Annotated in this window: 23 protein-coding genes and 1 other RNA gene; 13 read left to right on the forward strand and 11 right to left on the reverse strand. The window is 59.7% G+C overall.

Annotated elements, in window-relative coordinates:
- Window positions 1-38: 38 nt before the first annotated feature.
- The 6 genes from ABNT42_RS12270 (at window position 39) to ABNT42_RS12295 (ending at window position 4,978) form a co-directional block, all read left to right on the forward strand.
- Window positions 39-2,627 carry a TonB-dependent receptor gene (locus ABNT42_RS12270; protein ID WP_348697324.1) on the forward strand — a complete coding sequence of 863 codons (2,589 nt, stop codon included), beginning with the start codon at window positions 39-41 and terminating at the stop codon, window positions 2,625-2,627.
- Between the two features lie 212 nt (window positions 2,628-2,839).
- Window positions 2,840-3,082: a hypothetical protein gene (locus ABNT42_RS12275; RefSeq protein WP_348697326.1), complete on the forward strand. Its 243-nt coding sequence runs from the start codon at window positions 2,840-2,842 to the stop codon at window positions 3,080-3,082.
- Window positions 3,079-3,393: a cell division protein ZapA gene (locus tag ABNT42_RS12280; protein ID WP_348697327.1), complete on the forward strand. Its 315-nt coding sequence runs from the start codon at window positions 3,079-3,081 to the stop codon at window positions 3,391-3,393. Before ABNT42_RS12275 ends, ABNT42_RS12280 begins: the two co-directional genes overlap by 4 nt.
- 46 nt (window positions 3,394-3,439) lie before the next feature.
- Window positions 3,440-3,620: non-coding RNA, 6S RNA (gene ssrS, locus ABNT42_RS12285), on the forward strand.
- A 63-nt stretch (window positions 3,621-3,683) separates the two neighbouring features.
- Window positions 3,684-4,151 carry an EVE domain-containing protein gene (locus ABNT42_RS12290; protein WP_348697328.1) on the forward strand — a complete coding sequence of 156 codons (468 nt, stop codon included), beginning with the start codon at window positions 3,684-3,686 and terminating at the stop codon, window positions 4,149-4,151.
- Window positions 4,148-4,978, forward strand: coding sequence for a sulfite exporter TauE/SafE family protein (locus ABNT42_RS12295; protein WP_348697329.1), 831 nt, complete (start codon window positions 4,148-4,150; stop codon window positions 4,976-4,978). Before ABNT42_RS12290 ends, ABNT42_RS12295 begins: the two co-directional genes overlap by 4 nt.
- A 6-nt stretch (window positions 4,979-4,984) precedes the next feature.
- Here the strand turns inward: ABNT42_RS12295 and lgt are convergent, their stop codons facing one another.
- Entirely contained in the window at window positions 4,985-5,836 is an 852-nt protein-coding gene (gene lgt, locus ABNT42_RS12300; protein ID WP_348697331.1) for a prolipoprotein diacylglyceryl transferase, read from the reverse strand.
- Window positions 5,830-6,747 (reverse strand): LysR family transcriptional regulator, encoded by a 918-nt coding sequence (locus ABNT42_RS12305; protein WP_348697333.1) that lies wholly within the window; start codon window positions 6,745-6,747, stop codon window positions 5,830-5,832. The genes lgt and ABNT42_RS12305 overlap by 7 nt, the downstream gene beginning before the upstream one ends.
- Before the next feature lie 178 nt (window positions 6,748-6,925).
- Between ABNT42_RS12305 and ilvD the strand changes: the two genes are divergently transcribed.
- Window positions 6,926-8,788: a dihydroxy-acid dehydratase gene (gene ilvD, locus ABNT42_RS12310; RefSeq protein WP_348697335.1), complete on the forward strand. Its 1,863-nt coding sequence runs from the start codon at window positions 6,926-6,928 to the stop codon at window positions 8,786-8,788.
- A gap of 45 nt (window positions 8,789-8,833) precedes the next feature.
- Here ilvD and ABNT42_RS12315 read toward each other — a convergent pair whose 3' ends face one another.
- Window positions 8,834-9,058: a TIGR04438 family Trp-rich protein gene (locus ABNT42_RS12315; protein ID WP_348697336.1), complete on the reverse strand. Its 225-nt coding sequence runs from the start codon at window positions 9,056-9,058 to the stop codon at window positions 8,834-8,836.
- 175 nt (window positions 9,059-9,233) lie between these two features.
- Between ABNT42_RS12315 and ABNT42_RS12320 the strand changes: the two genes are divergently transcribed.
- Window positions 9,234-9,554: a c-type cytochrome gene (locus tag ABNT42_RS12320; protein WP_348697444.1), complete on the forward strand. Its 321-nt coding sequence runs from the start codon at window positions 9,234-9,236 to the stop codon at window positions 9,552-9,554.
- Window positions 9,555-9,744: 190 nt separating this feature from the next.
- Here the strand turns inward: ABNT42_RS12320 and ABNT42_RS12325 are convergent, their stop codons facing one another.
- The 5 genes from ABNT42_RS12325 to folD form a co-directional block, all read right to left on the reverse strand.
- On the reverse strand, window positions 9,745-10,887 hold the full coding sequence (locus ABNT42_RS12325; RefSeq protein WP_348697338.1) for a branched-chain amino acid ABC transporter substrate-binding protein: 1,143 nt from the start codon (window positions 10,885-10,887) through the stop codon (window positions 9,745-9,747).
- Between the two features lie 236 nt (window positions 10,888-11,123).
- The gene (locus ABNT42_RS12330; protein ID WP_348697340.1) at window positions 11,124-11,519 is read right to left on the reverse strand and encodes a hypothetical protein; all 396 of its coding nucleotides are present in this window, start codon (window positions 11,517-11,519) and stop codon (window positions 11,124-11,126) included.
- A complete protein-coding gene (locus tag ABNT42_RS12335) occupies window positions 11,516-11,941 on the reverse strand; it encodes a DNA polymerase III subunit chi (protein ID WP_348697342.1) in 426 nt (141 codons plus the stop codon). The genes ABNT42_RS12330 and ABNT42_RS12335 overlap by 4 nt, the downstream gene beginning before the upstream one ends.
- Before the next feature lie 211 nt (window positions 11,942-12,152).
- On the reverse strand, window positions 12,153-14,225 hold the full coding sequence (locus tag ABNT42_RS12340) for a M3 family metallopeptidase (protein ID WP_348697343.1): 2,073 nt from the start codon (window positions 14,223-14,225) through the stop codon (window positions 12,153-12,155).
- Window positions 14,226-14,259: 34 nt separating this feature from the next.
- Window positions 14,260-15,108, reverse strand: coding sequence for a bifunctional methylenetetrahydrofolate dehydrogenase/methenyltetrahydrofolate cyclohydrolase FolD (folD, locus tag ABNT42_RS12345; protein WP_348697345.1), 849 nt, complete (start codon window positions 15,106-15,108; stop codon window positions 14,260-14,262).
- 268 nt (window positions 15,109-15,376) lie between these two features.
- On the opposite strand from folD, the gene aceE reads away from it, so the two are divergent.
- From aceE to lpdA, 3 genes are read left to right on the forward strand one after another with little or no spacing between them, the layout of a single operon-like run.
- Window positions 15,377-18,067, forward strand: coding sequence for a pyruvate dehydrogenase (acetyl-transferring), homodimeric type (gene aceE / locus ABNT42_RS12350; protein ID WP_348697347.1), 2,691 nt, complete (start codon window positions 15,377-15,379; stop codon window positions 18,065-18,067).
- A gap of 30 nt (window positions 18,068-18,097) precedes the next feature.
- Window positions 18,098-19,771 (forward strand): dihydrolipoyllysine-residue acetyltransferase, encoded by a 1,674-nt coding sequence (gene aceF / locus ABNT42_RS12355; RefSeq protein WP_348697349.1) that lies wholly within the window; start codon window positions 18,098-18,100, stop codon window positions 19,769-19,771.
- A gap of 9 nt (window positions 19,772-19,780) precedes the next feature.
- Window positions 19,781-21,556, forward strand: a complete 1,776-nt coding sequence (lpdA, locus tag ABNT42_RS12360; protein WP_348697351.1) for a dihydrolipoyl dehydrogenase — start codon at window positions 19,781-19,783, stop codon at window positions 21,554-21,556.
- Window positions 21,557-21,715: 159 nt separating this feature from the next.
- On the opposite strand, the gene ABNT42_RS12365 is transcribed toward lpdA, so the two are convergent.
- The 3 genes from ABNT42_RS12365 to ABNT42_RS12375 all read right to left on the reverse strand — a co-directional run bounded on the left by ABNT42_RS12365 (window position 21,716) and on the right by ABNT42_RS12375 (window position 24,052).
- Complete coding sequence (locus ABNT42_RS12365) at window positions 21,716-23,008, reverse strand: M20/M25/M40 family metallo-hydrolase (RefSeq protein WP_348697353.1); 1,293 nt, start codon at window positions 23,006-23,008, stop codon at window positions 21,716-21,718.
- A gap of 103 nt (window positions 23,009-23,111) precedes the next feature.
- The gene (locus ABNT42_RS12370; protein WP_348697355.1) at window positions 23,112-23,294 is read right to left on the reverse strand and encodes a hypothetical protein; all 183 of its coding nucleotides are present in this window, start codon (window positions 23,292-23,294) and stop codon (window positions 23,112-23,114) included.
- Between the two features lie 56 nt (window positions 23,295-23,350).
- Window positions 23,351-24,052, reverse strand: a complete 702-nt coding sequence (locus tag ABNT42_RS12375; protein WP_348697357.1) for a TetR/AcrR family transcriptional regulator — start codon at window positions 24,050-24,052, stop codon at window positions 23,351-23,353.
- A 136-nt stretch (window positions 24,053-24,188) separates the two neighbouring features.
- On the opposite strand from ABNT42_RS12375, the gene ABNT42_RS12380 reads away from it, so the two are divergent.
- Together ABNT42_RS12380 and ABNT42_RS12385 are read left to right on the forward strand one after the other, a co-directional pair.
- Window positions 24,189-25,328 carry an HlyD family secretion protein gene (locus tag ABNT42_RS12380; RefSeq protein WP_348697359.1) on the forward strand — a complete coding sequence of 380 codons (1,140 nt, stop codon included), beginning with the start codon at window positions 24,189-24,191 and terminating at the stop codon, window positions 25,326-25,328.
- Between the two features lie 11 nt (window positions 25,329-25,339).
- Window positions 25,340-26,950 (forward strand): DHA2 family efflux MFS transporter permease subunit, encoded by a 1,611-nt coding sequence (locus ABNT42_RS12385; RefSeq protein ID WP_348697361.1) that lies wholly within the window; start codon window positions 25,340-25,342, stop codon window positions 26,948-26,950.
- Window positions 26,951-26,962 lie beyond the last annotated feature (12 nt).

Genomic DNA, 26,962 nt, shown 5'->3' on the forward strand with positions numbered 1-26,962 from the left:
ATAGAGACGGAATATAAATACAAACACTGGAGATGCTAATGAAGCATAAAAAAATCAGCTGGCTGATAGCCACGCTATTCACGTCCCCTCTGCTGGCGCAACAGGCGCTGGCACAAGAAGCCAGCAGTGGCGCCAATACCGAAACGCAGCAGGTCAACGTTACCGGTATCCGTGCGTCGGTGCGCAATGCGCTGGCTATCAAGGAAGCTTCCAACAGCATCGTGGAAGTGGTGTCGTCGGAAGACATCGGCAAACTGCCGGACACCACGATTGCCGAATCGCTGGCACGTCTGCCCGGTATGTCGTCCGGTATGGATCGCGGTAACGCCAGCCAGATCGTGGCACGGGGCATGGGCCCGCGCTTCATCGGCGCGACCCTGAACGGGCGCGAACTGGCCTCGTCGGAACCGAACCGCGCCGTGCGTTTCGAGCAGTTCCCGTCCGAATCGCTCAGTGGTGCCACCATCTACAAGACCCAGTCGGCCGAAGTGGTGGAGGGCGGCATCGCCACCACCATCGATCTGCAGACGGTCAGCCCGCTCAAGTACAACGGCCGTCAGGCTTCGCTGAAAGCCGATGCGCTGTACTACGAAATCGGCCGCGATGTGCCGGGTGCCAGCAAGACGGCGCCTCGTGTGGGCGGCATCTATATCGACCAGTTCGATGATCGCAAGCTGGGTGTGGCGCTGGCCTTCAGCTATCAGGATCAGCCTTCCGTGCAGAAGAACGTCAAGCACTGGGGCTTTAATGAAGACCATTCGGGCGACCTGAATGGTGACGGTAAAGTGGACAAGACGCCTTGGGGCTGGGGCGATTCCATCAAGCGCGGCAAGGATGAGCGCAGCAGCGTGCTGGGCAAGGTGGAATGGAAACCGAGCAGCGACGCCATCATCACGGCGGACGCCTACTATGCACAGGCCAAGATCCGCGAGCCGGGTCTGGAGCACTGGAGCGGCGACGTGGGTAACTGGGACGGCTGGCAGAAATCTGCCTACAGCAATCTGGATATCCGCAATGGCTATGTGGTGGGCGCGACGGTGACGGGCGTAGGCCTGACCACCAACGACACCCTGTGGACGCAGGATATGGATACCTTCGCCACCGGCGTGAACGGCAAGTTCAACGTGGGCGAGTGGAAGCTGGAAACCGATCTGTCCACTTCGCGTGCTGGTCGCGACAGCGCATGGTATGACCTGCGCCAGTCGGCCAAGAATGGTGCTACCGTCAGCTATGCCTTCAGCGGTAACGAGAATCCATCGTTCTCGTTCGGTCAGGATACCGGCAATCCCGCCAACTTCTGGCCTGCCACCCTGTACGTCGATACCGACGGTCATCTGCGCGACAGTCTCGATGCGCTGCACGTGAATGCTGCGCGCGGTGTCGAGTGGGGCCCGGTCAGCCGCCTGAAAATCGGCGCCCGTGTGACCGATCGTCAGAAGGACTACCACCAGACCACGTGGAATATGCAGCCGGTGAGTGCGATTGCCGATTCCGAATACGAGTCCGTCAAAGTAGCCGGTCTGTCGGCACCGTATCTGGCACTCAAGGACGTCATGGGCAGCACGCTGAAAGCCTTCGGCGCCAAGGCCTACGATCCTAGCGGCCGCACCCAGACCCAGAACGATCTGCTGTCTGGCTGGAAGGTAAAGGAACGTAGCTCCTCGCTGTATGCACAGGGCGATCTGGATGGTACGCTGGGCGGCTATAGCTACCGCGGTAATGCCGGTGTGCGCGTAGTGCACACCACCCAGACGGGCGAAGGCATGCAGACCCTGAACGGTGCCACCCCGACGCCCGTCTCGGAAAGCGCCAGCTACACGGAAGTGCTGCCTAGCCTGAACCTGATCTTCAATCTGGACGAGAAGCAGGAGCAGCAGGTGCGTTTCAGTCTGGCCCGCGCCATGTCGCGTGCGCCGCTCGATGAAATGCGCGCTTCGCGCACCATCTATATCGACCCGAATCCGGTCATGCCGCTGACCGGCAGCGCCGGTAATCCGGGCCTGAAGCCGATGATGGCTAACCAGCTCGATCTGGCTTACCAGTGGTACTTCGGTAAGGGTTCGCTGCTGTCGGCTGGCGCGTTCTACAAAAAGGTGACGCGCTATATCGGCATCACGAGCGACACCACCACCATCGATGGCCGCAAAGCGATCATCACCCGTTCGGTCAACGGTGAGGGTGGCAATGTGCAGGGTCTGGAACTGGTGTACCAGCATGCCTTCGACAATGGCTTCGGTATCTTCAGCAACTATGCCTATACCAACAGCGATATCAAGGAAAGCTTCCCGGCCAAGAATCCGTTCCCTATCGAAGGCCTGATGAAGCACAACGGCGGTGTCACCCTGTGGTACGAGCGTGATGGCTTCGAAGCCCGTACGTCGGTCAATTACCACAGCAAGTTTGTGCGTAACCCGACCTGGGCGGCTGGCCAGCTGATCGAAAACGGTGCGGAAACCTATGTCACGCTGAATCTGGCCAAGCAGCTGACCAAGCAACTGCAACTGCGCTTCGGTATCGACAACCTGACCAACCAGAAGGTGGTGTACACCAGCGCCAATGTGCCAGAGCAGCAGGAAGTGACGGAATTCGGTCGTCGCTACAACCTGGGCCTGTCCTACAAGTTCTAATCCCGTAGTCGTGTGTTCGGTTGGCGGAGCGGTGCATACAGCACCGCCCCGCCTTTTTTGTTGGCCGGATCAAATTTGATTCGCTATCAAATCGACAAGGCCGATAGCAACATTGATGATGGGGAACAATTTGTCACATTGCTCCCCCTGAAACTGCTGGCGCAGCGTGTGTGCCTGTTGACGGCGCACGGCGCGCTCCCTATAGTGATGGGATGATTCCAGATTTCCAAGAACTCTCCGATAAAATCGACCAGCTGGCCGAACTGACCCACGCTCTGCGCCGCGAAAATGCCCAGCTACGGCAGGCCAATTCGGCGCTGGTGGTGGAAAACATGGGCTACCAGCGCAAACTGGGAGAAGCCTCCGCGCGTGTGGCCGCCTTGCTGGAGCAGATCCCTGCGCTCGAGGCGGAGATCGATCCCGAGCAACAGCCAGCCAGTGAGGAAGCACAATGAGCACCACTGTCGATGTGACCATCATGGGCGCACCGTATCGCCTCGTCTGCAAAGAGGGGGAAGAACGTGCATTGCGCGAAGCGGCCGCCTTCCTCGACAAGAAAATGACGACCATCCGTGATGCCGGCAAGATCAAGGGGAATGACCGCATTGCCGTGATGGCAGCGCTGGGTGTGGCGGCGGAGTTTCTGTCGGCCCGTTCGCCGGCCGGACCGTTGTCGGATATGTCATTACTCGATATGCAGACCAAAATCAGCGCCATGCATCAGGTACTTGATGGCGCGCTAACGCCGCAAGAAACCCTGTTTTAATTCCGGTTTTTTCTTCCTTTGCGGCGCACAAAGGAGTAAACTGCGTTCTACCCTGCGGTGTTCGCGATTGCCATATAGTCCTTGAACCATTTATGTGCACCGGTTGCGGAATTTTGTTTGATGGGCGTGAGCGTCGCTAGTCCGATGAACCCGAAATTGAACTAACTGTGACCACCTTGAACCATTCGGTTCGGGATGCCGGCAAAGACGGCACAGGCGGGGCCTGAATATCTTGAAGCGGTTGCTTGCATGAGAGTGCGCAGCCGCTTTTTTTCGTCTGGAGCAAAGCAATGCAATACTGGTTGATGAAGTCCGAGCCTGATGAAGTGAGCATCGACGATGTGATGGCATCGCCCGAGCGCACCACCGCATGGTTCGGAGTGCGTAACTATCAGGCGCGTAATTTCATGCGCGATGCCATGCGCGAGGGCGATGGTGTGCTGTTCTACCATTCCAGTTGCGCGCAGCCGGGCATTGCCGGTCTGGCGCGCATCGTCAGCCAGCCCTATCCCGATGCTAGCCAGTTCGATCCGGCCAGCCCCTACTACGATCCGAAAGCCACACCGGAACAGCCGCGCTGGATTTCCATCGATGTGCAGGGCACGCACAAGACCCGCTTGCTATCGCTGGCCGAACTGCGCGCCATACCGGAGCTGGCCGAGATGGTGCTGTTGCAGAAGGGCAGCCGGCTGTCGATCACGCCCGTGACGCCGGACCAGTGGCGCTTTATCGAGGCACTGCTGATAGGCGTTCAATGAGCACGGGTCTGATCCTGCTGCTGTTGCTGATGGGGGCTTTCGGCGGCTTTGCGGCCGGTATGCTGGGTATAGGCGGCGGTATGATTCTCGTGCCCTTCATCACCATGATTTTTACGGCGCAGGGCTTTGCGCCGCACGCCATCATCCACATGGCGGTGGCCACTTCGCTGGGCGTGATCATGTTCACCTCCATTTCGTCGGTGCGCGCCCATCACCAGCATGGCGCTGTGCTGTGGCCCGTGGCGGCCTTGCTGGCGCCGGGGATTTTGCTGGGCGCATGGTGCGGTCCCTGGATCGCCAAGCAACTCAGTTCGTCAGGACAGGCTTTGTTGTTCGCTGTGTTCCTGACGATTTCCGCTAGCCAGATTCTGTTCGGTAAAAAGGCGGCGGCGCAGCCATCGGCGTCCGCGCAGCAGGATGCCGCCCATCTGCCCGCTCGTAGCGCCATGTTCGGCACTGGTATGCTGATCGGCGTGATTTCGGGGCTAGTGGGCGCGGGTGGCGGTTTTCTGTCCGTGCCTTTTCTGATGCGGCGCGGCGTGCGTATCCAGAACGCGGTGGCGACCAGCGCTGCGCTGGGCTTCCCCATCGCGCTATCGGGCACACTGTCGAATATCTATTACGGCTGGCAGGTAGCCGGTCTGCCGCCGTATGCGCTGGGCTTTGTGTATGTGCCGGCGCTGGCCGTGATGGCGCTCGCCAGTGTCAGTATGGCGCCGTTCGGTGCGCGCGCTGCCCACCGTCTGCCGGTGCAGACGCTGAAGAAGATCTTCGCCGTCATGCTGTACTGTCTGGCGGCGTATATGTTGTACAAGGCGCTCGGCTGAAGCGCATTAGCGCTGCAGTGGCGGACGGCCTTGCTGGCGCACCTTGTAGGCCCATACCAGCATGGCGATGGCGCCGGCAATCATCGGCAGCGACAGCACCTGACCGGACGTGATGGGCAGGCCCAGCACGGTGGTTTCCCAGTCCGGCGTGCGGAAGTATTCGGTGCCAAACCGCGCGCAGCCATACAGCAGGGTATAGAACGCACCCACGGCCAGACGGGGACGCTCTTTGCGTGCAAACAGCCACAGAATCACGAACACCAGCAGACCGTCGATCAGCATCTGGTACAGCGGCGATGGGTGGCGCAGGCCTTGCAGGAATACGGGGGCTGGGCTGAGCGGGTAGGCATTGTCCGGCCACAGCATGGCCCATGGCAGCGAAGGATCGCTGACCACGCGGCCCGGCAGTTCGGCATTGATGAAGTTACCGAGGCGGCCGGCGGCATAACCGAGCGGCACCAGTGGCGCGATGAAGTCGTACACATCGAGCAGATTGCGGCCAGCTTTGCGCGCCCATACGGCCATGGCGATCAGCACGCCGAGGAAGCCGCCGTGGAAGGACATGCCGCCGCGCCAGACTTTGAAGATTTCCAGCGGATGGGCAAAGTATTCGAGCGGATGGTAGAACAGCACTTCGCCCATACGCCCGCCGATCACTACGCCCAGCATACCGTAGAACAGCATGTCGTCCAGATCTTCCTTAGTCCAGCGCTGCGCCGCGATATGGGGCTGGCGGATACGCACGCGGCCCAGCGCGACAAACAGGGCAAAGGCCAGCACATACATCAGGCCATACCAGTGTATTGATACGGGCCCAAGGTGCAGGGCAACGGGATCGGGCATAGGGTGTATCAGCATAAGGTGCTCTTTCTCAGTAAATCTAAAAATCCGTGCAGTACCGGCGAGGCATTATCGCGTCGCCATGCCAGCCCCGTCTCTACCAGCGGCGTGGCTTCAGTGAGCGCCCGGTATTCTACTCCGGGGCGCATCAGGTTGGAGACCGACTGCGGCACCAGTGCCATGCCCATGCCGGCCGATACCAGACTGACGATGGTCTGCATCTGTATGGCCTGCTGGCCGATCTGCGGCGTGAGGCCGGCGCTACGGAATACCGACAGGATGGCGTCATACAGCGCTGGCGAGATCGCGCGCGGGAAGATAATCAGCGGTAGTGGTGGCAGACTGGCCAGCGTCAGCTTGCCCTTGCGTTTCACGCCGTGCAGGTCGGCCGGCAGGGCCAGCACCAGCGGCTCGTTCAGCACGGGCAGATAGTCGAGTTCCTGTCTGGCCTTGTCGGGCAGGGGCGGGATCAGCAGGCCGGCATCGATGCGGCCCTGTAGTAGATCGTCCAGTTGCAGATCGGAGGTGGCTTCCTGCAGCGTCAGTTGCACCTGCGGATAGGCGGCGCGGTAGGCGCGCAGGAAGGGCGGCAGCACGCTGTAGTCGGCCGAAGAAACGAAGGCCAGCGTCAGGCTGCCCACTTCTCCTGCGGCGGCGCGTTGCACCAGTTGCGGTAGTTCCTGTACCTGCGCCAGCAAGCGGCGCGCGGCAGGTAGCAGGGCCAGTCCGGCCTGCGTCAGTGCCACGCCGCGCCGGTTGCGCTCGAACAGGGGCGCGCCCAGTTGCTGCTCCAGCGCCTGTATGGTTTGCGACAGGGGCGGCTGGGTCATATGCAGGCGCAGCGCGGCCTTGCCGAAGTGGAGTTCTTCCGCCACCGTGACGAAGTAGCGCAGCGGCCGTAGTTCGATGTTGCGTAAGTCGTTGGTCATATCCGGAGCGTGAGTGCTTATCTTCTGTGATATTTTATACGACTCACAGGTGCTGAAATCATATATTTGACACTAGGGCAGGGTCAGTGCAAGCTGTCAGACTAGGCGAGGTTAGTGTAGGCCGCTTAAAGCGGCCTTATCAACCCTGCACCACACTACGTACTACCGGAGAGACAACATGCCGCAATACCGTTCCCGCACTACCACCCACGGCCGCAACATGGCCGGTGCCCGCGCCCTGTGGCGCGCCACCGGCATGAAGGATGGCGATTTCGATAAACCTATCGTTGCTGTGGTCAATTCCTTCACCCAGTTCGTGCCGGGCCACGTGCACCTGAAGGATCTGGGCCAGCTGGTCGCACGCGAGATCGAAAAAGCCGGCGGTGTGGCCAAGGAATTCAACACCATCGCGGTGGATGACGGTATCGCCATGGGCCACGGCGGCATGCTGTACTCGTTGCCATCGCGCGACCTGATCGCCGACTCGGTGGAATACATGGTCAACGCCCACTGCGCCGATGCCATGGTGTGCATCTCCAACTGCGACAAGATCACGCCCGGCATGCTGATGGCTGCCATGCGCCTGAACATTCCCGTGGTATTCGTTTCGGGCGGTCCGATGGAAGCGGGCAAAGTGCTGAAAGTGGTAGACGGCTCGAAGAAGGTCATCAAGCTCGATCTGGTTGACGCCATGATCAAGGCTGGCGACCAGACCGTGAGCGATGCCGATGTGGCGGAGATCGAACGTTCGGCCTGCCCGACCTGCGGCTCCTGCTCCGGCATGTTCACTGCCAACTCGATGAACTGCCTGACCGAAGCGCTGGGCCTGTCCCTGCCTGGCAACGGCACCATCGTCGCTACCCACGCCGACCGCGAACAGCTGTTCCTGCGCGCTGGCCGCCTGATCGTGGAACTGGCCAAGCGCCACTACGAGCAGGATGACTATTCGGTGCTGCCACGTTCGATCGCTACCAAAGCCGCGTTCGAAAACGCCATGGCGCTGGACGTCTCGATGGGCGGTTCCACCAACACCGTGCTGCACCTGCTGGCGGCGGCGCACGAAGCGGGTGTGGCGTTCGACATGGCCGACATCGACCGCATCTCGCGCAAAGTGCCTTGTTTGTGCAAAGTGGCGCCGATGACGGATAAGTTCCACATCGAAGACGTGCACCGCGCTGGCGGCATCGTAGCGATTCTGGGCGAGCTGGCACGTGCCGGTCTGCTCGATACCTCGCTGCCGACCATCCACGCGCCGACCATGGCCGAAGCAATTGCCCGCAACGATATCAAGGTCAGCGACGATCCAGCCGTGCAGCAGCTGTTCCGCGCTGCACCGGGCGGCGTGCCGACCCAGGTGGCGTTCTCGCAAGCGGAGCGCTACGACGCGCTGGATCTGGACCGCAGCACGGGCTGCATCCGCGACAAGGCGCACGCGTATTCGCAGGATGGCGGTCTGGCTGTGCTGTACGGGAATCTGGCCGTGAATGGCTGCATCGTCAAGACTGCCGGTGTGGACGAAAGCATCCTGAAATTTAGTGGCAAGGCGCGCGTGTTCGAAAGTCAGGACGCCGCCGTTGAAGGCATTCTGGGCGATACCGTGCATGAAGGCGATGTCGTCATCATCCGTTACGAAGGCCCGAAAGGTGGCCCCGGCATGCAGGAAATGCTGTACCCGACTTCGTACATCAAATCCAAAGGTCTGGGCAAAGCTTGCGCGCTGCTGACCGATGGCCGCTTCTCCGGTGGTTCGTCCGGTCTGGTGATCGGCCACGCTTCGCCAGAAGCGGCCGAAGGCGGCGCGATTGGTCTGGTGGAAGAGGGCGATATGATCGATATCGATATTCCGGCCCGTACCATCAGCCTGCGCATCAGCGATGCCGAACTGGCAGCACGCCGTGTGGCGATGGATGCCCGTGGCGATGCTGCGTGGAAGCCGGTGGATCGTCAGCGCTATGTCTCGCAAGCGCTGCAGGCCTATGCTGCACTGACCACTTCTGCCGATCGCGGCGCTGTGCGTGACCTGTCGCAGATCAAGCGCTAATTCAGTCGCGCTTTAGATAAGAATCCCGCTCCCGCTGGAGCGGGATTATTTTTTTGTACCGAACTCCTGTGCTACGCGGGCCTTGCGGCGCTTCTCGTCTTCGTTGTGGGCCTTGCGTTTATCCAGCCCCAGCAAGGGTTCCAGAAATTCGAACCAGATAAACGCGAAAACCATCAAGCCGCCTATCGACCACCACGACAGCGTGGCAAACTGCCACACCTCGAAGTAGCGCAGACCGCACAGGGCGGCGATCAACAGGATTAGTGGCATGGGGCTCTCCTCGGTGCAAGATGCTGCAAGATTCTATTTTACTTGCTTTGCGGAAATTTTAAAGGTGTTTTTATGTGTCGCGTCAACGCCTAAACTCGCGCGGACGTTAATAGCAACAGGCGAAAACACGGTAGAATGGCCTATAGAATTGCTTAGTACTCAACTGGAGAAAACGATGAAACGTAACGTAATGATGGCTGGTCTGGTTCTGGTTTCGGCTTTTGTTTCGCAAGCTGCTATGGCTGACGCTGGTGCTGATCTGGCGAAAGCCAAAAACTGCCTGGCATGCCATGCAGTCGCCACCAAGCTGGTAGGCCCGGCCTACAAAGATGTTGCTGCAAAATACGCTGGCCAGAAAGACGCAGAAGCCAAGTTGGTCACCAAAGTACTGAAAGGTGGTTCGGGCGCCTGGGGTGCTATCCCTATGCCAGCTAACCCACAGGTGAACGAAGCCGAAGCCAAGACCCTGGTGAAATGGGTTCTGGCACAAAAATAAGCCTTCCCCGTGAAGCAAAAAAAACGCGCTGATGCGCGTTTTTTTTCGTCCAAAGCCGGGGTCAGGTCGGGCAAACGGCCGGTGTCAGGTCGGGCAATGGGCACATTTAATATGAACAATGATTCAGCAAAACTTTGCCCCAGTGCCCGACCTGTCACTTGCACTTTGCCCGACCTGACCCCACTGGGGGTTACTTGATGACTTCCATCTTGGTTTTTTTGTTGTCCTTGTAGGTGTACAGGGTCAGTGCGCCATCTTTGATGTCGCCCTTGTTGTCGAACATGATCATGCCCGTTACGCCCTGATGCTGAATTTTTTGCAGCACGGGCAGGTATTTGGCTGGCTCGGCCGAATTCGCTTGCTGCATGGCGGCAGCCATCGTCATCACGGAGTCATATACGTACGGGGCGTACAGTTGCACGTCGCCGTTGTATTTCTTTTTGTAGCGGGCGACGAAGTCGTCCATGTTCTTTTGCAGCTCGGGCGTTACGCCGCCTGCTTCGGCACACACCACCATTTCGTTGGCTGCACCATCACCAGCCAGCTTGGGCAGTGATTCGGTGCACATGCCGTCACCACCCATGTAGCGGGCTTTGATGCCCAGCGCTTTCATCTGGCGCAGCAGCGGGCCGCCTACCGAGTCCATGCCGCCGAAGAACACCAGATCAGGATTCTTGGCCTTGATGGTGGTGAGGATGGCGTTGAAGTCGGTAGCCTTGTCGGTAGTGAATTCCTTTGCGACGATCTGCACACCGCCACCGGCTTTCTTGGCGCCTTTGATGAACTCGTCCGCTACGCCTTGACCATAGGCCGTGCGGTCATCGATTACGGCGATTTTCTTGATACCCAGTTTGTTGACGGCATAGGCGCCTAGCGTGCCGCCCAGTTTGGCGTCATTGGCGACTACGCGGAAGACGGAGTTGAAGCCCTGCTGGGTGTATTTGGTCTGGGTGGTGGCGGGCGAAATCTGCGGGATGCCGGCATCGTGGTAAATCTTCGAGGCGGGGATCGAGGTGCCGGAATTCAGATGGCCGATCACGCCCTGTACTTTGGCATCGACCAGCTTCTGTGCCACGGCCGTGCCCTGTTTCGGATCGCCTCCGTCATCTTCCAGCATCAGGGTGAATTTGACGGCTTTGCCGCCGATCTTGATGCCTTTGGCATTCAGTTCTTCCACCGCCATCTTGGCGCCATTTTCATTGTCCTTGCCGAGGTGGGCCGATGGGCCGGAAACGGGGGCAACGTGACCGAGCTTGATGACTTCCTGCGCGTGAGCGCCTGCAGTAAAAGCCAGAGCAATAGCGAGCGGCATGAACTTGGTCTTGAACAGCATATACATTCTCCAATGGTTGAATAGCGACATGGTGCGGGGACGCGGCAGAATATTCTGCAAGAGCCATACCGTACAACAAAATATGCATGCCGGATAGGAAAGATTGCTGCAGTGTGGGGATTTCGCAGAGCACGCCCTGCGCTGAGGCAGGTTTGCGCTAAGACAGGGCGGTAGATGCACCATGACGGGCATCTACCGGCAGCCATAAAGGGCTAATGAGAGGCGAATGAAGGGGCTTACTTTTTGCGTGCTTGCAGGTGGATCAGTTCCTGCGTCACTGCACGGGCGACGATTTTTTCGATGGTGTCGTGCAGGCCCACACGCACCTCGTTGGTCAGGTCGCGCAGGGCGTGGTTGAGTACTTCTGCCATGCTGTCCTTGATACGCTGCTCGAGCACGAAATCGACGCGCGACAGCAATCGCTGCATGATGCGGCTGGACAGGCGGTGCTCCATGGCTTCCCATTCCGTATCGGTCCAGTTTTCGATGGCATCTTCTTCCAGTTGTGCCGCCAGATCGGTACGACGGGGCGGGGCGCTCTCGCCCGGTAGCAGGTCGTCGCTGAGGGCATCGACCTTCATTACTTCCGTCAAGACAGGGATGCTGGCATCAAATGATGGTGCTTGGCTCATGATTTTCCTGTGACAAAGTGGGTGAGTGGATAGGCTTGCTGCTTGTAGGCGCTATAGCGCTTGCGGCCAGCGGCCGCATCTTCCTCATCGGAGGAAATGATTTCTATCACGCGCGCAAACTGGTCCAGCGTGGCCGGGGTGCGGCGCGACAGATTAATTAATAATTCGCGGTGTGGTAATTCTGCCGCATCGTTGTCAGTTAGCAGCACCGGCGTCTGTGCCGCCAGCGCATCGCTGGCGGCCACGTGGGGCAGGAAGTCGGTGACGGAAAAAGTCCACATTGCCGCATCAAGTTCGGCCAGCTGGCTGGCATCGTCGGTCATCAGCACCACTTTATTCCGGGCCAGACGGGCTTTGCGCACCAGCCGGCAGGCATAGGCGATTTTGTCCGGCACATTGGTGTGGAAGTCGATGCGGGTCATGAGGTTCTCTTAAATCAGGTCACTTTGAACAGGGCGAACGACCAGTGTACGGCAAAATCTACCTTGTCGCTGGCATCGCTTTTGCTACCGTGCGCACGGTTTTCAGGTGCTTGACTTGGCCTGTTTTTGTGCGTGCTAACGCCATGTTGCAGCGTTAGCACAGCCGTTCTTTTATGGTTGCATCTTGCAGCGTTTTGAGGCCGGAAAGCGCTCAGGCTGCCATGCCGCTGTGGCGCAGCAAAGCGTCGATGCTGGGTTCGCGGCCACGGAAGGCGGTGAACGATTCCAGCGCAGGACGCGAGCCACCCACGGACAGAATTTCTTCGAGGTAGCGCTTGCCAGTTTCCGCCGTCGCGGCAGGGCTGATGGCCTGCGCTTCCTCGAAAGCCGCATACACGTCGGCCGACAGTACTTCGGCCCATTTGTAGCTGTAGTAGCCGGCCGCATAGCCACCGGCGAAGATGTGGCCGAAGGAATTCTGGAAGCGGTTGAACGCCGGCGGGATGATCAGGGCGAACTGCTGGCGCACGCCGTCGATGACTTCCTGCACCGACTGGCTGCCGCTGGCATCGTAGTCGTAGTGCAGGTGCATATCGAGCAGCGAGAATTCCACCTGACGCAGGGTTTGCAGGCCGGACTGGAAGTTCTTCGCAGCCAGCATCTTGTCGTACAGCGCGCGCGGCAATGGTTCGCCCGTGGTGGCGTGCGCCGTCATGTGCTCGAGCACATCCCACTCCCAGCAGAAGTTTTCCATGAACTGCGATGGCAGTTCCACTGCATCCCATTCCACGCCCGCGATGCCCGATACGCCCAGTTCATCGACGACCGTCAGCATGTGGTGCAGACCATGGCCGAATTCGTGGAACAGGGTGATCACTTCATCGTGGGTGAACAGCGAAGGCTGGGCCGCGCCATCGACCACGGCTGGTTCGGTGAAGTTGCAGGTGAGGTAGGCGACCGGCGTTTGCACTTGGTCGCCACTCGCGCGGCGGCCACGCGCATCGTCCATCCATGCACCGCCGCTCTTGCCGGCACGTGCATATAGATCGAGGTAGAACTGGCCGATCAGCTTACCCGCACGTTCGATGCGGAAGAAGCGTACATCCGGATGCCAGACGGGCGCGCTATCGGTTTTGATGTCGACATTGAACAGACGCTGGATCAGGCGGAACAGGCCATCGACCACTTTCGGTTCAGGGAAGTACTGCTTTACTTCCTGTGCCGAGAAGGCGTAGCGGCGTTCCTGCAGCTTTTCCGATGCATAGGGAATATCCCATGCCTTGAGTTCGTCCAGACCCAGTTCGGCGCGGGCGAACTGCTTGAGTTCTTCCAGATCTTTTTCCGCAAACGGGCGCGCACGCTGGGCCAGATCTTCGAGGAAGCTGATGACCTGTTCGGGCGATTGCGCCATCTTCGGCACCAGCGACACTTCGGCGAAATTGCGGTAGCCCAGCAGCTTGGCCTCTTCGTCACGCAGCTTGAGCAGGGTGACGATGTTGGCCGTGTTGTCCCAGTCTTCCTTCTTGCTGAAACCTTCGGCCTGATCGGAAGCCTTGGTGGCATTGGCGCGGTAAATGGTCTCGCGCAGTTCGCGTTTGTCGGCAAACTGCAGCAGCGGGAAGTAGGACGGGAAGTGCAGCGAGAATTCGTAGCCCGCTTTGCCTTCCTTCTCGGCAGCTGCGCGCGCCGCCGCTTTCACGTCCGCCGGTACGCCGGCCAGATCGGCTTCATCGGCCACCAGCAGTTTGAAATCGTTGGTGGCGTCCAGCACGTTTTCCGAGAAGCGCGTGGACACGGCCGCGTGTTGCTCCTGAATGTCCGCGTAGCGTGCTTTCTGTTCCGCTGGCAGTTCGGCACCGCCCATGCGGAAGTCGCGCACGGCGTTATCGATGATGCGCTGGCGCGCTGGCGATAGCGTGGCGAATTCGGCGCTGGCACGCAGCGCCTTGTATTTATCGAACAGCACTTCGTTCTGGCCCAGCGCGGTCCAGAACTCGGTCACTTTAGGCTGGTTCTCGTTGTAGGTGGCGCGCAGCTCGGGCGTATCCACCACATTGTTGAGATGACTGACGATGCCCCATGCACGGCCCAGCAGTTCCGTCGCCTGTTCCAGCGGTGCGACGAAATTGTCCCAGCTTACTTGCGCTTGCGGTGCTTCCAGCTGCGTCACCACGGCACGGCTCTGTGCCAGCAGCGTGTCGATCGCAGGCGTGACGTGTTCGGCCTTGATGGCATCGAAGCGCGGCAGGCCGGAAAAGTCCAGCAGGGGATTTTGGTCAGTCATCTCGTATCCAGTCCTTGTAAGTTTGGCCGCTGTATTAGCGGGTGCGCTCGGCTGCTTCCACCGTGTTCATCAGCAGCATGGTGATGGTCATCGGACCCACACCGCCCGGCACAGGCGTGATGTGCGAAGCGACTTCTTTCACACCGGCGAAATCGACATCGCCGCACAGCTTGCCCGCGTCATCGCGGTTCATGCCGACGTCGATCACGATGGCGCCCGGTTTCACCATGTCTGCCGTCAGGGTGTTGCGACGGCCGACGGCTGCGACCACCACATCGGCCTGACGGGTGTACAGGCCCAGATCCGGCGTCGCGCTATGGCAGATGGTGACGGTGGCATTAGCTTGCAAGAGCAGCAGTGCCATTGGTTTGCCCACGGTGTTGCTGCGGCCGATGACTACGGCGTGTTTGCCGCGCAGATCAACGCCGGTGCTTTCGATCAGCTTCATGCAGCCATACGGGGTGCATGGGCGGAAGCCTTCCAGACCCGTCATCAGTTCGCCAGCGCTCAGTACCGAGTAGCCATCCACGTCCTTGGTGGTGGAAATCGCTTCGATGACTTTGTGCGGGTTGATGTGCTTAGGCAGCGGCATCTGCACGAGGATGCCGTGGATGGTCGGATCGACGTTCAGCGCGGCGATGCGTTCGAGCAGGGCGGCTTCCGTCAGATCGGCAGGGTATTGCTCCTTGAGCGAATAGAAACCGGCATCTTCGCAGCCTTTGACCTTGTTACGCACGTAGACGTGGCTGGCTGGATCGTCGCCCACCAGAATCACGGCGAGGCCGGGTTGTTTTCCTTCAGCGGTCAGTTTGGCAGCACGTGCAGCAATTTCAGCACGCAGTTTTTGGGAGAGGGCGATTCCGTCGATCAGTTGAGCAGTCATGATGTGGGCAGATTGAAGAGAGAAAGAGAGGGAAAGCGTGATTATAAGGCCGCAGCGCTGATTGCGCCGTGTTTCCTGCATGGCGCGGTGCTGCGCCGCACAAGTTTTTCATAGGGAAATTTCACAATATAAAATCTCATATCGTAATTTGAAAAAGCGGAAAAGTGCTGTTAGAATCCGCACACGGCTTAGTAGTATTGGTAAATAATCAGCGTAAAAACCCTTTCGGCATAGGCGGATCGGGTCCTTAACTCAGGAGACTTCATACATGTCAGCTCAACTTGACCAGGTTACGGTAAGCACCGACCCGGACGCGCAGGAAACTAAAGAGTGGTTGGACGCACTGGCCGCAGTGCTGGAACAAGAGGGCCCTGAACGTGCTCACTACCTGATGGAACGTCTGATCGATCTGGCCCGTCAGGCTGGCTCCGACATTCCTTTCTCCGCCAATACTGCCTACGTCAACACCATTCCTGCCCATCTGGAAACCCACTGCCCGGGCAATCTGGAATACGAAGAAAAGCTGCGCTCGTGGATGCGCTGGAACGCCATGGCCATGGTGGTCAAGGCTAACCGCGCTGACGGCGACCTCGGTGGTCACCTGTCCTCGTTCGCCTCGCTGGCTAACATGCTGGGCATCGGCTTTAACCACTTCTGGAAAGCCCCGAGCGAAAACCACGGTGGCGACCTGCTGTACATTCAGGGCCACTCGTCGCCGGGCGTGTACGCCCGCGCCTTCCTCGAAGGCCGTCTGAGCGAAGACCAGCTGACCAACTTCCGTCGCGAAGTCGATGGCAAGGGTCTGTCGTCCTACCCGCACCCGAAACTGATGCCGGACTTCTGGCAGTTCCCTACCGTGTCCATGGGTCTGGGCCCGTTGATGGCGATCTATCAGGCACGCTTCCTGAAGTATCTGCACGCCCGTTCCATCGCTGACACCACCGACCGTAAAGTGTGGGCCTTCTGCGGCGACGGCGAGATGGACGAGCCGGAATCGATGGGCGCGATCGGCATGGCTGGCCGCGAGAAGCTGGACAATCTGGTCATCGTGGTCAACTGCAACCTGCAGCGTCTGGACGGCCCTGTGCGCGGCAACGGCAAGATCATTCAGGAACTGGAATCGGACTTCCGCGGCGCCGGCTGGAACGTGGTCAAAGTCATCTGGGGTCCGGGCTGGGATGCACTGCTGGCCAAGGACAAGGAAGGCATCCTGAAAAAAGTAATGATGGAAACCGTCGACGGCGAATACCAGAATTACAAAGCCAAAGATGGCGCCTATGTGCGTAAGCACTTCTTCGGCAAGCATCCTAAGCTGCTGGAGATGGTCGCCAACATGACCGACGACGACATCTGGCGTCTGACCCGCGGTGGTCACGATCCGCACAAGATCTATGCTGCCTTCAAGGTCGCACAGGAACACAAAGGTCAGCCTACCGTACTGCTGGTGAAAACCATCAAGGGCTTCGGCATGGGCAAACACGGTGAAGCACGTAACACTGCGCACCAGACCAAGAAACTCAGTGACGAAGCTGTGCGCGAAATGCGCGACCGCTACTCGATCCCGATTCCGGACGATCAGCTGGCCGACATTCCGTTCTACAAACCATCCGACGACGCACCGGAAATCAAGTACCTGCACGAGCGCCGCAAAGCGCTGGGCGGCTACCTGCCTGCGCGTCGCGTAAAAGCTGACGAAACGCTGGTGGTGCCACCGCTGTCGTCGTTCCAGAACGTCCTGGAAGCGACTCCGGAAGGCCGCGAAATTTCGACCACCCAGGCCTTCGTGCGTATCATCACCGCGCTGCTGAAAGACCAGAGTCTGGGTCAGCGTGTAGTGCCGATTCTGGTGGACGAATCGCGTACCTTCGGTATGGAAGGTCTGTTCCGTCAGATCGGTATCTTCAACCAGCAAGGTCAGTTGTACGAGCCAGTCGATAAAGATCAGGTGATGTACTACCGTGAAGACAAGGCTGGCCAGATTCTGCAAGAGGGTATCAACGAAGCCGGTGGTATGAGCTCGTGGATCGCTGCGGCGACTTCGTACTCGACCAACAACCGCGTGATGATTCCATTCTTCACCTACTACTCGATGTTCGGTATGCAGCGTATCGGCGATCTGGCCTGGGCTGCCGGCGACATGCGCGCCCGTGGCTTCATGATGGGCGGTACCGCTGGTCGTACCACGCTGAACGGCGAAGGTCTGCAGCACGAAGACGGCCATAGCCACCTGTTCGCTGCCGCGATTCCGAACTGCCTGCCATACGATCCGACCTTCTCGCACGAAGTGGCCGTGATCATTCAGGATGGTCTGCGCCGCATGGTGACGGAACAGGAAGACGTGTTCTACTACATCACCATCATGAACGAGAACTACTCGCACCCTGGCCTGAAGGCTGGTCAGGAAGAGGGTATTCTGAAGGGTATGTATCTGCTGCAAGAGGGCGACAAAGCCGCCAAGCAGCGCGTACAGCTGATCGGCTCGGGCACGATTCTGCGCGAATCCATCTTCGCTGCCGAACTGCTGAAAAACGACTGGAACATCGCTGCCGACATCTGGTCTGCGCCGTCGCTGACGCTGGTCGCCCGTGAAGGTCAGGATGCCGAACGCTGGAATCTGGTCAACCCGACCAAGCCACAGCGCGTGCCATACGTGACCCAGCTGCTGCAGGGTACCGAAGGTCCTATCGTTGCGACCACCGACTACATGCGTCTGTTCGCTGAACAGATCCGTGCCTACATGCCGAAAGACCGCACCTACCGCGTGCTGGGTACCGACGGTTTCGGCCGCTCGGATAGCCGCGTGAAACTGCGTGAATTCTTCGAAGTGAACCGCTACTACATCACCGTAGCAGCGCTGAAATCGCTGGCTGAAGAAGGCAAGATCGACGCCAAAGTGGTGGAGCAGGCTGTTGTCAAATACGGTCTGGATCCGAACAAACCAAATCCGGTGACCCAATAATCCGCTGATAAAAGATACGGAGCAAACGCTATGAGCATTGTGGAAGTTAAAGTCCCGGATATCGGTGATTTCAAGGAAGTGGAAATCATCGAGCTGATGGTTAAAGTCGGCGACACCATCAAGGTCGATCAGTCGCTGATCACCGTTGAATCGGATAAAGCCAGTATGGAAATTCCTTCGTCCGCTGCGGGTGTGGTGAAGGAAATCAAAGTTAAAGTTGGTGACAAGGTTGCCGAAGGTTCGCTGCTGCTGATGGTGGAAGCGGATGGCGCGGCTGCTGCTGCAGCACCTGCACCGGCCGCCGCTGCGGCGCCGGCACCAGTTGTGGCGCCTGCCGCTGCTGCACCAGCCCCTGCTGCCCCTGCGGCAGCAGCCGGTCCGGTGGAAGTGACCGTGCCGGACATCGGCGACTTCAAGGAAGTGGAAGTTATCGAAGTCATGGTCAAAGTGGGTGACACCATTAAGGTAGACCAGTCGCTGCTGACCGTGGAATCGGACAAGGCCAGCATGGAAATCCCTTCGTCGCACGCCGGCGTCGTGAAAGAAATGCGCGTCAAGGTGGGCGATAAAGTCGGCATGGGCACTGTGGTGCTGGTAGTCGAAGCGACCGGCGGCGCTGCTGCCCCTGCGGCTGCACCTGCCGCTGCCGCTGCCGCTGCCGCTCCAGCCGCAGCCCCTGCTGCAGCTTCGGCACCAGCTTCTGCACCTGTCGCTGCTGCTGCGCCAGCCGCCGCAGCGTCGCAAGGTTCGGTACAGACCAGCAAACTGGCACACGCATCGCCATCGATCCGCAAGTTCGCCCGCGAACTGGGCGTGGATCTGGGCAAAGTGCCGGGTTCGGGTCCGAAAGGCCGCATCACCCAGCTGGACGTACAGAACTTCGTCAAGGGCGTGATGGCCGGTACCGTAGCCGCACCTGCTGGCGCTGCTGCCGGTGGTTCGGTGGGCGGTGGTGGCAACTTCAGTGTGCTGCCATGGCCGTCGCTGGACTTCAGCAAATTCGGCGAAACCGAACTGCTGCCGCTGTCGCGTATCAAGAAGATCTCCGGTCCTAATCTGCACCGCAACTGGGTACAGATTCCGCACGTTACCCAGTTCGACGATGCCGACATCACCGATCTGGAAGCGTTCCGCGTCGAGACCAATAACGCTAATGCCAAGAACAAGGATGCTGCCAAGCTGACCATGCTGGCGTTCGTGATCAAGGCATCCGTGGCCGCGCTGAAGAAATTCCCGACCTTCAATGCCTCGCTGGACGAGAAGGGCGAGAACCTGATTCTGAAGAAGTACTACAACATCGGCTTCGCGGCCGATACGCCGAATGGTCTGGTCGTGCCGGTGGTGAAAAACGCCGATCAGAAATCGGTCTCGCAGATCGCCCGTGAAATGACGGAACTGTCGGCACAGGCACGCGAAGGCAAGCTGAAACCGACCGATATGCAAGGCGCTACCTTCACCATTTCGTCGCTGGGCGGCATCGGTGGTACCCACTTCACGCCTATCGTGAATGCGCCGGAAGTGGCGATTCTGGGTCTGTCGAAAGCTTCCATCAAGCCGGTATGGGATGGCAAAGCCTTCCAGCCTCGTTTGATGATGGGTACTTCGCTGTCCTACGATCACCGCGTGGTCGATGGTGCAATGGGCGCCCGCTTCTCCGTGTACCTGAGCGAAGTGCTCGGCGACATGCGCAAAATTCTGCTGTAAGGAGCGACTATGAGCACAGAAGTAAAAGTGCCGAATATCGGCGACTTCGCAGATGTAGAAGTGATCGAAGTGATGGTCAAAGTGGGCGACACCATCAAGGTGGATCAGTCGCTGGTAACGGTGGAATCGGACAAGGCCAGTATGGAAGTGCCTTCCTCGCACGCAGGTGTGGTGAAGGAAGTGCTGGTCAAGGTCGGTGACAAGGTCAAGGAAGGCGTCACCCTGCTGCTGGTGGAAGCCAGTGCTGGCGCTGCCGCTCCCGCGCCTGCCGCAGCAGCACCGGCTCCGGCCGCTGCCGCTCCAGCCGCCGCACCAGCTGCGCCTATCGTGGCGCCGGCTGGCAGCAGCTACAGCGGCCAGATCGACATCGACTGCGACATGATGGTGCTCGGCGGTGGCCCCGGCGGCTACTCGGCAGCTTTCCGCTCAGCGGATCTGGGTATGAGCACCGTGATCGTCGAGCGTTTCAGCACGCTGGGCGGGGTCTGCCTGAACGTGGGCTGCATTCCGTCGAAAGCGCTGCTGCACGTGGCATCTGTAATCGATGAAACGTCGCACATGTCGAACACCGGCGTGACCTTTGCCAAGCCGACTATCGACATCGATCAGGTACGCAAGTACAAGGAAGGCGTGATCGCCAACATGACCAACGGTCTGGCCGGTATGGCCAAGGCGCGCAAGACCCAGATCGTACAGGGTGTTGGCCAGTTCCTTAGCGCTAATCACATCGAAGTGACTGCAGCTGACGGCAGCAAGAAAGTCGTGCAGTTCAAGCAGGCCATCATCGCTGCCGGTTCGTCGGTGGTGAAGTTGCCGTTCGTGCCGGAAGATCCGCGCATCGTCGATTCGACCGGTGCACTGGAACTGCGTCAGATTCCTAAGCGTATGCTGGTGATCGGCGGCGGCATCATCGGTCTGGAAATGGCCACCGTGTATTCGACCTTCGGTGCGCGCATCGACGTCGTCGAAATGATGGACGGCCTGATGCAGGGCGCTGATCGTGATGCCGTTAAAGTCTGGCAGAAGTACAACGAGAAGCGCTTCGATAACGTTATGACCAAGACCAAGACGGTGGCCGTTGAAGCGCTGCCGGAAGGGATCAAAGTCACCTTCGAAGCGGCCGAAGCCGGTGCGACTGCGCCTGCTCCGCAAGTCTACGATCTGGTGCTGGTGGCCGTGGGCCGTAGCCCGAACGGCAAGAAACTGGCAGCCGACAAGGCTGGCGTGATCGTCACCGACCGTGGCTTCATTCCGGTCGACAGCCAGATGCGCACCAACGTGCCGAACATCTTCGCCATTGGCGATCTGGTGGGTCAGCCTATGCTGGCGCACAAGGCCGTGCACGAAGCGCACGTGGCAGCGGAAGCTGCAGCGGGCCAGAAGTCGCACTTCGATGTGAAGGTGATTCCGTCGGTGGCTTACACCGATCCGGAAGTGGCATGGGCCGGCATTACCGAAGACGAAGCCAAAGCCAAGGGCATCAAGGTCGAGAAGGGCCACTTCCCTTGGGCAGCTAGCGGCCGCGCTGTGGCCAATGGCCGCGCCGAAGGCTTCACCAAGGTACTGTTCGACGCTGAAACCCACCGCATCATCGGCGGCACCATCGTCGGTACCCATGCGGGCGACATGATCGGCGAAATCGCACTGGCCATCGAAATGGGCTGCGACGGCACCGACATCGGCAAGACCATCCACCCGCACCCTACGCTGGGCGAGTCGATCGGTATGGCTGCCGAAGTGTACGAAGGTACTTGTACCGACCTGCCGCCACCGCGCAAGCGCTAAGCACGCGCAGCAAGCAGCAAACAAAAAGCCGGGATCGTTCCCGGCTTTTTTTATTTTGGGGTCAGGTCGGGCGTTGGCGCAGAGTTCGCCTTATGTGCCGAATCTGCCCACTTGCCCGACCTGACACCTGCACTTTGCCCGACCTGACCCCAAGCTTTACTATCGCGTCAGGCGATACAGCAGCAGGGCGGTGCGGATGGTGGCGCGTTCGATTGAGGCGATCTCCAGTTCTTCGTCGGGCGAGTGGGTGCCGCTGCCGGTGGCGCCTAGACCATCGAGGCTGTCGAGCAGCGGGGCGACAAACTGGATGTCGCCAGCACCCCGTTCGCCAGGCGGGAAGGCGGGAATTTCGCCCAGCCCTGCATCGGCGCTGGTCTGCGAGTAGAGTTTGAGCAGCGCCAGATTGCCTGCCGTGGGTGCCATCGGCGGATAGTGGTCGTGGAATTCGATGCTGGCACTGGTGCCGGGCAGGCTGGCCGCGACGATCGCGCGCATTTTGGCACGGGCACGGTCGCGCTGCTCGTAGTTCAGGTAGCGCAGGTCGCCTTTGATGGTGGTAGTCGGGGCGATGATGTTGTTCTTACCTGCTACTTGCGCACGGCTGCCGTCCACGCTGACGCCGGTGCCGCCGGCGATCAGGCCGGGGTTGAAAGTCAGGTCCGGTTCGATGACTTGCTGGCGGAAGCCGTCGACAATACGCGCGGCTTCATAGATGGCACCGTAGCCGGCGCGCTCGCTGAATACGCCGCTCGAGTGGCCCTGTTTGCCCAGTACTTTGACTTCCCATTCGGACGAGGCGCGCCGGCCTACGGTGCCGGTATCTTCGCCCTGTTTGTTACGTGCGGTGTTCTCGAACGCCAGCGCCAGATCGCTCTGCTTGGCCAGTGCCAGCATGTCGGCGCGCGAGATTTCGACGGGATCGCCAGCATTTTCTTCGTCACCCGTGAAGATGATGCTGATGCGGGTGTTATCGAGGGCGCCGGCGCGCTGAAGCGCATGCAGCGCCTGTATCAGGATCACGTCGCCACCCTTCATATCCGTTACGCCTTGTCCACGCACCTTGCCGCCATTACGCTGCCACAGCGCGACGGGACTATCCTTTTCGAACACGGTGTCGAGGTGGCCGATCAGCAGCAGTCGCTTGCCCTGCTTGCCTTCGCGCGTGGCGATCAGGTGGCCGGCACGCTGCACGCTGGCCGGCATGTCGACCCAGCGGGTACGGAAGCCCAGTTGCTCGAACTGCTCGCGGAATAGCGCGCCCACGGCACGTACGCCTTCGTGGTTCATGGTGCCGCTGTTGATGTTGACGGCGCGCTCCAGCAGTTGCAGGCCCTGTTCGTTGTGGGCTTTGACGTCGGCGACGATGCGCTGTTCGATGGGGGAGAGGTTGGCCGCCTGCACGGTGGCATAGGCCAGCGTGAGGACGGCGAAGGCGATCTGCTTCAGACTCATGGACGCTCCAGCTAAGTACGGTGACGGACGCCGTAGCATAGCACTGTCAGTGCGCCAGATTGAAGCCTGGTTGCAGTCGCGGCGGAGGGCTTGGTGGAGGATCTTAGTTGACGGTGAACTGGGCGGGAATTTCAATGCCGCCGCTGCGCGCTGCTTCGGCATAGGCCTGCAGTTCCGCGATTACCGCTTCCAGTTGTTCCTGGCCGGGGTTGGCCTGAAACGATTTAATGCGCTCGTTCATGAGCGTTACCTGTCTACTCCAGTCCAGTCGATTCGCTTTGCTCATATTTCTGCTCCATGTAAAAAAAGCAGTATAGACCAAATGATAAATTTTTACAGCGCCTAGCGCTGCACACCGTGCAGGAATAGCTGCAGCCCTTGTTTGACGCGGGCCTGCCGTATTTCCAGCGGCAGCGCTGTCTCGTGCGGGAATAGCAGGCTGCACATGCTGTCGCCCAGTACGCAGTTCAGCAGATGGAAGGCGAGGACGTCACTGGAGAATTCGCTGCGCAGTTGGGCGCGCACGTCCGGACGGTCGAAGTAGCGTGCTAGTTCGGCGCGGGTGCGCTTCGGCCCTGCTTCGTAAAACGTTTCGGCTAGCTCGGGCGAGGTGCGCGATTCGCCCACCACCATGCGGTACAGCTGGTTCGATCCCGGTTGTGACAGCAGTTCCAGAAAACGCAACGCAAAATCGGTCAGCACCTGCTCCATCGGGCGCATGTCGGTTTCCATGTTCTGCATGCCTTCGAAGAAGTGGGCGCGGCGATTGACGATGACGGCGTTGAGCAGGCCCACCTTGCCGCCGAACTTCACGTAGATGGTGCGTACGGCCACGTGGGCTTCACGGGCAATCATTTCCAGACTGACGTTGCCATAGCCTTTGTCGAGGAACAGGCGACCTGCCGTCTGCAGCAGGGCCTGATGACGGGCTTCCTTATCGGCGGCGCGCGGGCGGCCAGCGCTCTTGCCGGTGCAGGGCGCGGCGCCAGTCTGGTTGGCGATTTCCTCGGGGCAGTCCGTTTCGTCGAGGTCGTGGGCGTTCATAGTGGTCAGTGGAATGAGCTTCGATGCCTGCATCGTAGTGCAAAATAAAATGAAATGCAATCGTTTCGTTTCTTGACTTTGGCAAAAAAACGGCCATAATGCACATCTCTCATTTCATTTTTTATTGGAGCAGTACATGTCCACTCAGCAAAATCAGGAGCAGAAACCCCTCAGCGCTGTCCCGGCTGCCGCCGCGCCTAGCGCGACGCCGCCTGCCAACCGCCGTGTGGTGGTGATTGCCGCCGTTATCGGTCTGGCCGCGCTGGCGCTGGGTGGCCGCATGTGGTACCGCAGCCATAACTACGTCGAAACGGAAAATGCCTATGTGGCTGGCCACGTGCACAATGTGTCGGCGCGTATCGCCGGTACTGTGACCAAGGTGCTGATCGACGATAACCAGATGGTGCATGCCGGTGATGTGATCGCCGAACTTGATCCATTTGATCAGCAGGTGAAAGTGGAGCAGATTCAGGCGCAGATCGGTTCGGTCGAGCAGCAGATCGCTCAGGCGGACGCCCAGATCGCGCAGGTGCAGGCACAGGCCAGCGCCGCTGCCGCGCAGGTAGCGCAGTCGGAAGCCCAGCTGGTACGCGCCAAGCAGGATGCCGAGCGTTTCGGTCAGCTGTATAACAGCCAGATGAAGGCCGTGTCGAAAGCGGAACTCGATGCTGCGGTTGCCGCCCGCGCCAGCGCGACGGCCGATGTAACGGCGCGTAAGGATAGTGCCGCTGCGGCCAAAGCCCAGATCAGCGCTGCCCATGCGGCGCGCGATGTGCTCAAGGCGCAGGCTGCGGTGCTGCGCGTGCAGCTCAAGGACGCCCAGCAGCAGCTGGCTTACAACCGCGTGCTGGCACCCGTGGCTGGCCGGATCGGCAAGCGTACGGTGGAAGTGGGCCAGCGCGTGACGCCAGGCCAGCAACTGACGGCCATCGTGCAGGAAAACGTCTGGCTGACGGCCAACTTCAAAGAGACCCAGCTGGCTGAACTCAAGCCGGGTCAGGAAGTAAAAGTCACCATTGATGCGCTGCCGGGCAAGGAACTGATCGGCAAAGTCGATAGCTTCGCGCCTGCTTCGGGTGCCCAGTTCGCGCTGCTGCCAGCCGATAACGCCACCGGTAATTTCACCAAGATCGTGCAGCGTGTGCCGGTGAAAATCACCTTCCAGCCGGAAGATGTGAAAGCTCTCAGCGGCCGTCTGGTGCCGGGCATGTCGGCCATCGCCGAAGTCTCGCTGAAACATACCGGCGCTGCTGCCGACGCTAAAGCTGCCCACTAAGGAGCTGCCTCATGGCTAGCACAACCCACGATACGCCAGCGGCACTCAAGCCGTTTGCCCCGCCGGCGCCGGGCGAGAAGGTCAGCGCCCGCACCTGGATGGCGGTGGCGGCAGGGATGCTGGGCGCCTTCATGGCGGTGCTCGATATCCAGATCACCAACTCCTCGCTCAAGGATATTCTCGGTACGCTGTCGGCTACGCAGGAAGAGGGTTCGTGGATCGCCACGGCCTATCTGGTGGCCGAGATCATCATCATTCCCATGACGGGGCTGATGACGCGCGTGTTCGGTATGCGCGCCTACATGATAGGCACTACGTCGCTGTTCCTGCTGTGTTCCACGCTGTGCGGCTTCGCATGGAATCTGCCCAGCATGATCGTGTTCCGCATGATGCAGGGCTTTACCGGTGGTGCGCTGATTCCGATGGCGATGACGCTGGTGATGGCCAAACTGCCTGCTACCAAGCGCGCTACCGGCATGGCGATTTTCGGTCTGACAGCCACGCTGGCACCGTCCATGGGCCCGACCTTTGGCGGCTACCTGAGCGAGCTGTATGGCTGGCCTTCGATCTTCTACATTAACTGGGGCCCCGGCCTGCTGCTGATCGCCGGTATCGCACTGGGACTGGACAAGGAAAAGCCGCAACTCAAGCTGCTGTACAACGCCGACTGGCTGGGTATCGCCTTCATGGCGGTGGGGCTGGGCAGCCTGACCATCTTCCTTGAAGAAGGCAATAGCAAGGACTGGTTCGAATCGAGCTTCATCATTACCTTCGCTGCGCTGGCCATCATCGGCCTGCTGGGTTGGGCGGTGACGGGCGCACTGCGCAAGCAGCCTTTCGTTAATCTGGGGCTTTACGGTCAGCGTAACTTCTTCGCTGCCACGGCGCTGTCGATGGCGATGGGTATGGGGCTGTATGGCTCGTCTTTCCTGCTGCCGCTGTATCTGGGCCAGATCGCCGGTTATTCGCCGATGCAGATTGGTGAAGTGATCATGTGGGCCGGTCTGCCGCAGTTGTTCATTATGCCGTTTGTGGCCAAGCTGTCGTCCAAGGTGGATAACCGGATTCTGTGCACGTTTGGCCTGCTGCTGTTCGGTGGTTCCTGCTTCATGAATGCGTATATGGATGCCACCACCGGCTATGACCAGCTGCTGCTGTCGCAGGTCGTGCGTGCACTGGGGCAGCCGTTCGTGATGCTGACGCTGTCGAACTTCGCCATGAACGGTATCCAGCCCAAGGACATGCCTTCGGCCTCGAGCCTGATCAACATGACCCGTAATCTGGGCGGCTCGATCGGCATCGCGCTGCTGGCGACGGCATTGACCTCGCGCGAGCATTTCCATTCGCAGCGTCTGGGTGAATCGGTGACGGGCTTTGCGGCCGCCACGCAGGAACGTCTGGCAGCACTGACGCAATCCTTCCTCAGTCGCGGCTTCGATAGCGCTACGGCGGGCGATATGGCGCTCAAGGCCATCGACGGCATCGTGCGGCGCGAAGCCTATGTGATGGCGTACAACGACGGTTTCTTCCTCGTTGGCGCTGTGCTGTTCGGCTGCATCGGCGTGCTGTGGTTCTCGGATAAAGTTAAAGCCCCTTCGGGTGGCGGTGGTGGTGCGCACTAAGCATTGATGGTT

The sequence above is a fragment of the Duganella fentianensis genome, from assembly GCF_964031615.1.
Lineage (GTDB): Bacteria > Pseudomonadota > Gammaproteobacteria > Burkholderiales > Burkholderiaceae_D > Rugamonas > Rugamonas fentianensis_A.

Excerpts from the sequence above, each read along its gene's own strand:
- ABNT42_RS12270 (WP_348697324.1), top strand. The coding sequence starts at position 39 with ATGAAGCATAAAAAAATCAGCTGGCTGATAGCCACGCTATTCACGTCC.
- ABNT42_RS12275 (WP_348697326.1), top strand. The coding sequence starts at position 2,840 with ATGATTCCAGATTTCCAAGAACTCTCCGATAAAATCGACCAGCTGGCC.
- ABNT42_RS12280 (WP_348697327.1), top strand. The coding sequence starts at position 3,079 with ATGAGCACCACTGTCGATGTGACCATCATGGGCGCACCGTATCGCCTC.
- ABNT42_RS12290 (WP_348697328.1), top strand. The coding sequence starts at position 3,684 with ATGCAATACTGGTTGATGAAGTCCGAGCCTGATGAAGTGAGCATCGAC.
- ABNT42_RS12295 (WP_348697329.1), top strand. The coding sequence starts at position 4,148 with ATGAGCACGGGTCTGATCCTGCTGCTGTTGCTGATGGGGGCTTTCGGC.
- lgt (WP_348697331.1), bottom strand. The coding sequence starts at position 5,836 with ATGCTGATACACCCTATGCCCGATCCCGTTGCCCTGCACCTTGGGCCC.
- ABNT42_RS12305 (WP_348697333.1), bottom strand. The coding sequence starts at position 6,747 with ATGACCAACGACTTACGCAACATCGAACTACGGCCGCTGCGCTACTTC.
- ilvD (WP_348697335.1), top strand. The coding sequence starts at position 6,926 with ATGCCGCAATACCGTTCCCGCACTACCACCCACGGCCGCAACATGGCC.
- ABNT42_RS12315 (WP_348697336.1), bottom strand. The coding sequence starts at position 9,058 with ATGCCACTAATCCTGTTGATCGCCGCCCTGTGCGGTCTGCGCTACTTC.
- ABNT42_RS12320 (WP_348697444.1), top strand. The coding sequence starts at position 9,234 with ATGAAACGTAACGTAATGATGGCTGGTCTGGTTCTGGTTTCGGCTTTT.
- ABNT42_RS12325 (WP_348697338.1), bottom strand. The coding sequence starts at position 10,887 with ATGCTGTTCAAGACCAAGTTCATGCCGCTCGCTATTGCTCTGGCTTTT.
- ABNT42_RS12330 (WP_348697340.1), bottom strand. The coding sequence starts at position 11,519 with ATGAGCCAAGCACCATCATTTGATGCCAGCATCCCTGTCTTGACGGAA.
- ABNT42_RS12335 (WP_348697342.1), bottom strand. The coding sequence starts at position 11,941 with ATGACCCGCATCGACTTCCACACCAATGTGCCGGACAAAATCGCCTAT.
- ABNT42_RS12340 (WP_348697343.1), bottom strand. The coding sequence starts at position 14,225 with ATGACTGACCAAAATCCCCTGCTGGACTTTTCCGGCCTGCCGCGCTTC.
- folD (WP_348697345.1), bottom strand. The coding sequence starts at position 15,108 with ATGACTGCTCAACTGATCGACGGAATCGCCCTCTCCCAAAAACTGCGT.
- aceE (WP_348697347.1), top strand. The coding sequence starts at position 15,377 with ATGTCAGCTCAACTTGACCAGGTTACGGTAAGCACCGACCCGGACGCG.
- aceF (WP_348697349.1), top strand. The coding sequence starts at position 18,098 with ATGAGCATTGTGGAAGTTAAAGTCCCGGATATCGGTGATTTCAAGGAA.
- lpdA (WP_348697351.1), top strand. The coding sequence starts at position 19,781 with ATGAGCACAGAAGTAAAAGTGCCGAATATCGGCGACTTCGCAGATGTA.
- ABNT42_RS12365 (WP_348697353.1), bottom strand. The coding sequence starts at position 23,008 with ATGAGTCTGAAGCAGATCGCCTTCGCCGTCCTCACGCTGGCCTATGCC.
- ABNT42_RS12370 (WP_348697355.1), bottom strand. The coding sequence starts at position 23,294 with ATGAGCAAAGCGAATCGACTGGACTGGAGTAGACAGGTAACGCTCATG.
- ABNT42_RS12375 (WP_348697357.1), bottom strand. The coding sequence starts at position 24,052 with ATGAACGCCCACGACCTCGACGAAACGGACTGCCCCGAGGAAATCGCC.
- ABNT42_RS12380 (WP_348697359.1), top strand. The coding sequence starts at position 24,189 with ATGTCCACTCAGCAAAATCAGGAGCAGAAACCCCTCAGCGCTGTCCCG.
- ABNT42_RS12385 (WP_348697361.1), top strand. The coding sequence starts at position 25,340 with ATGGCTAGCACAACCCACGATACGCCAGCGGCACTCAAGCCGTTTGCC.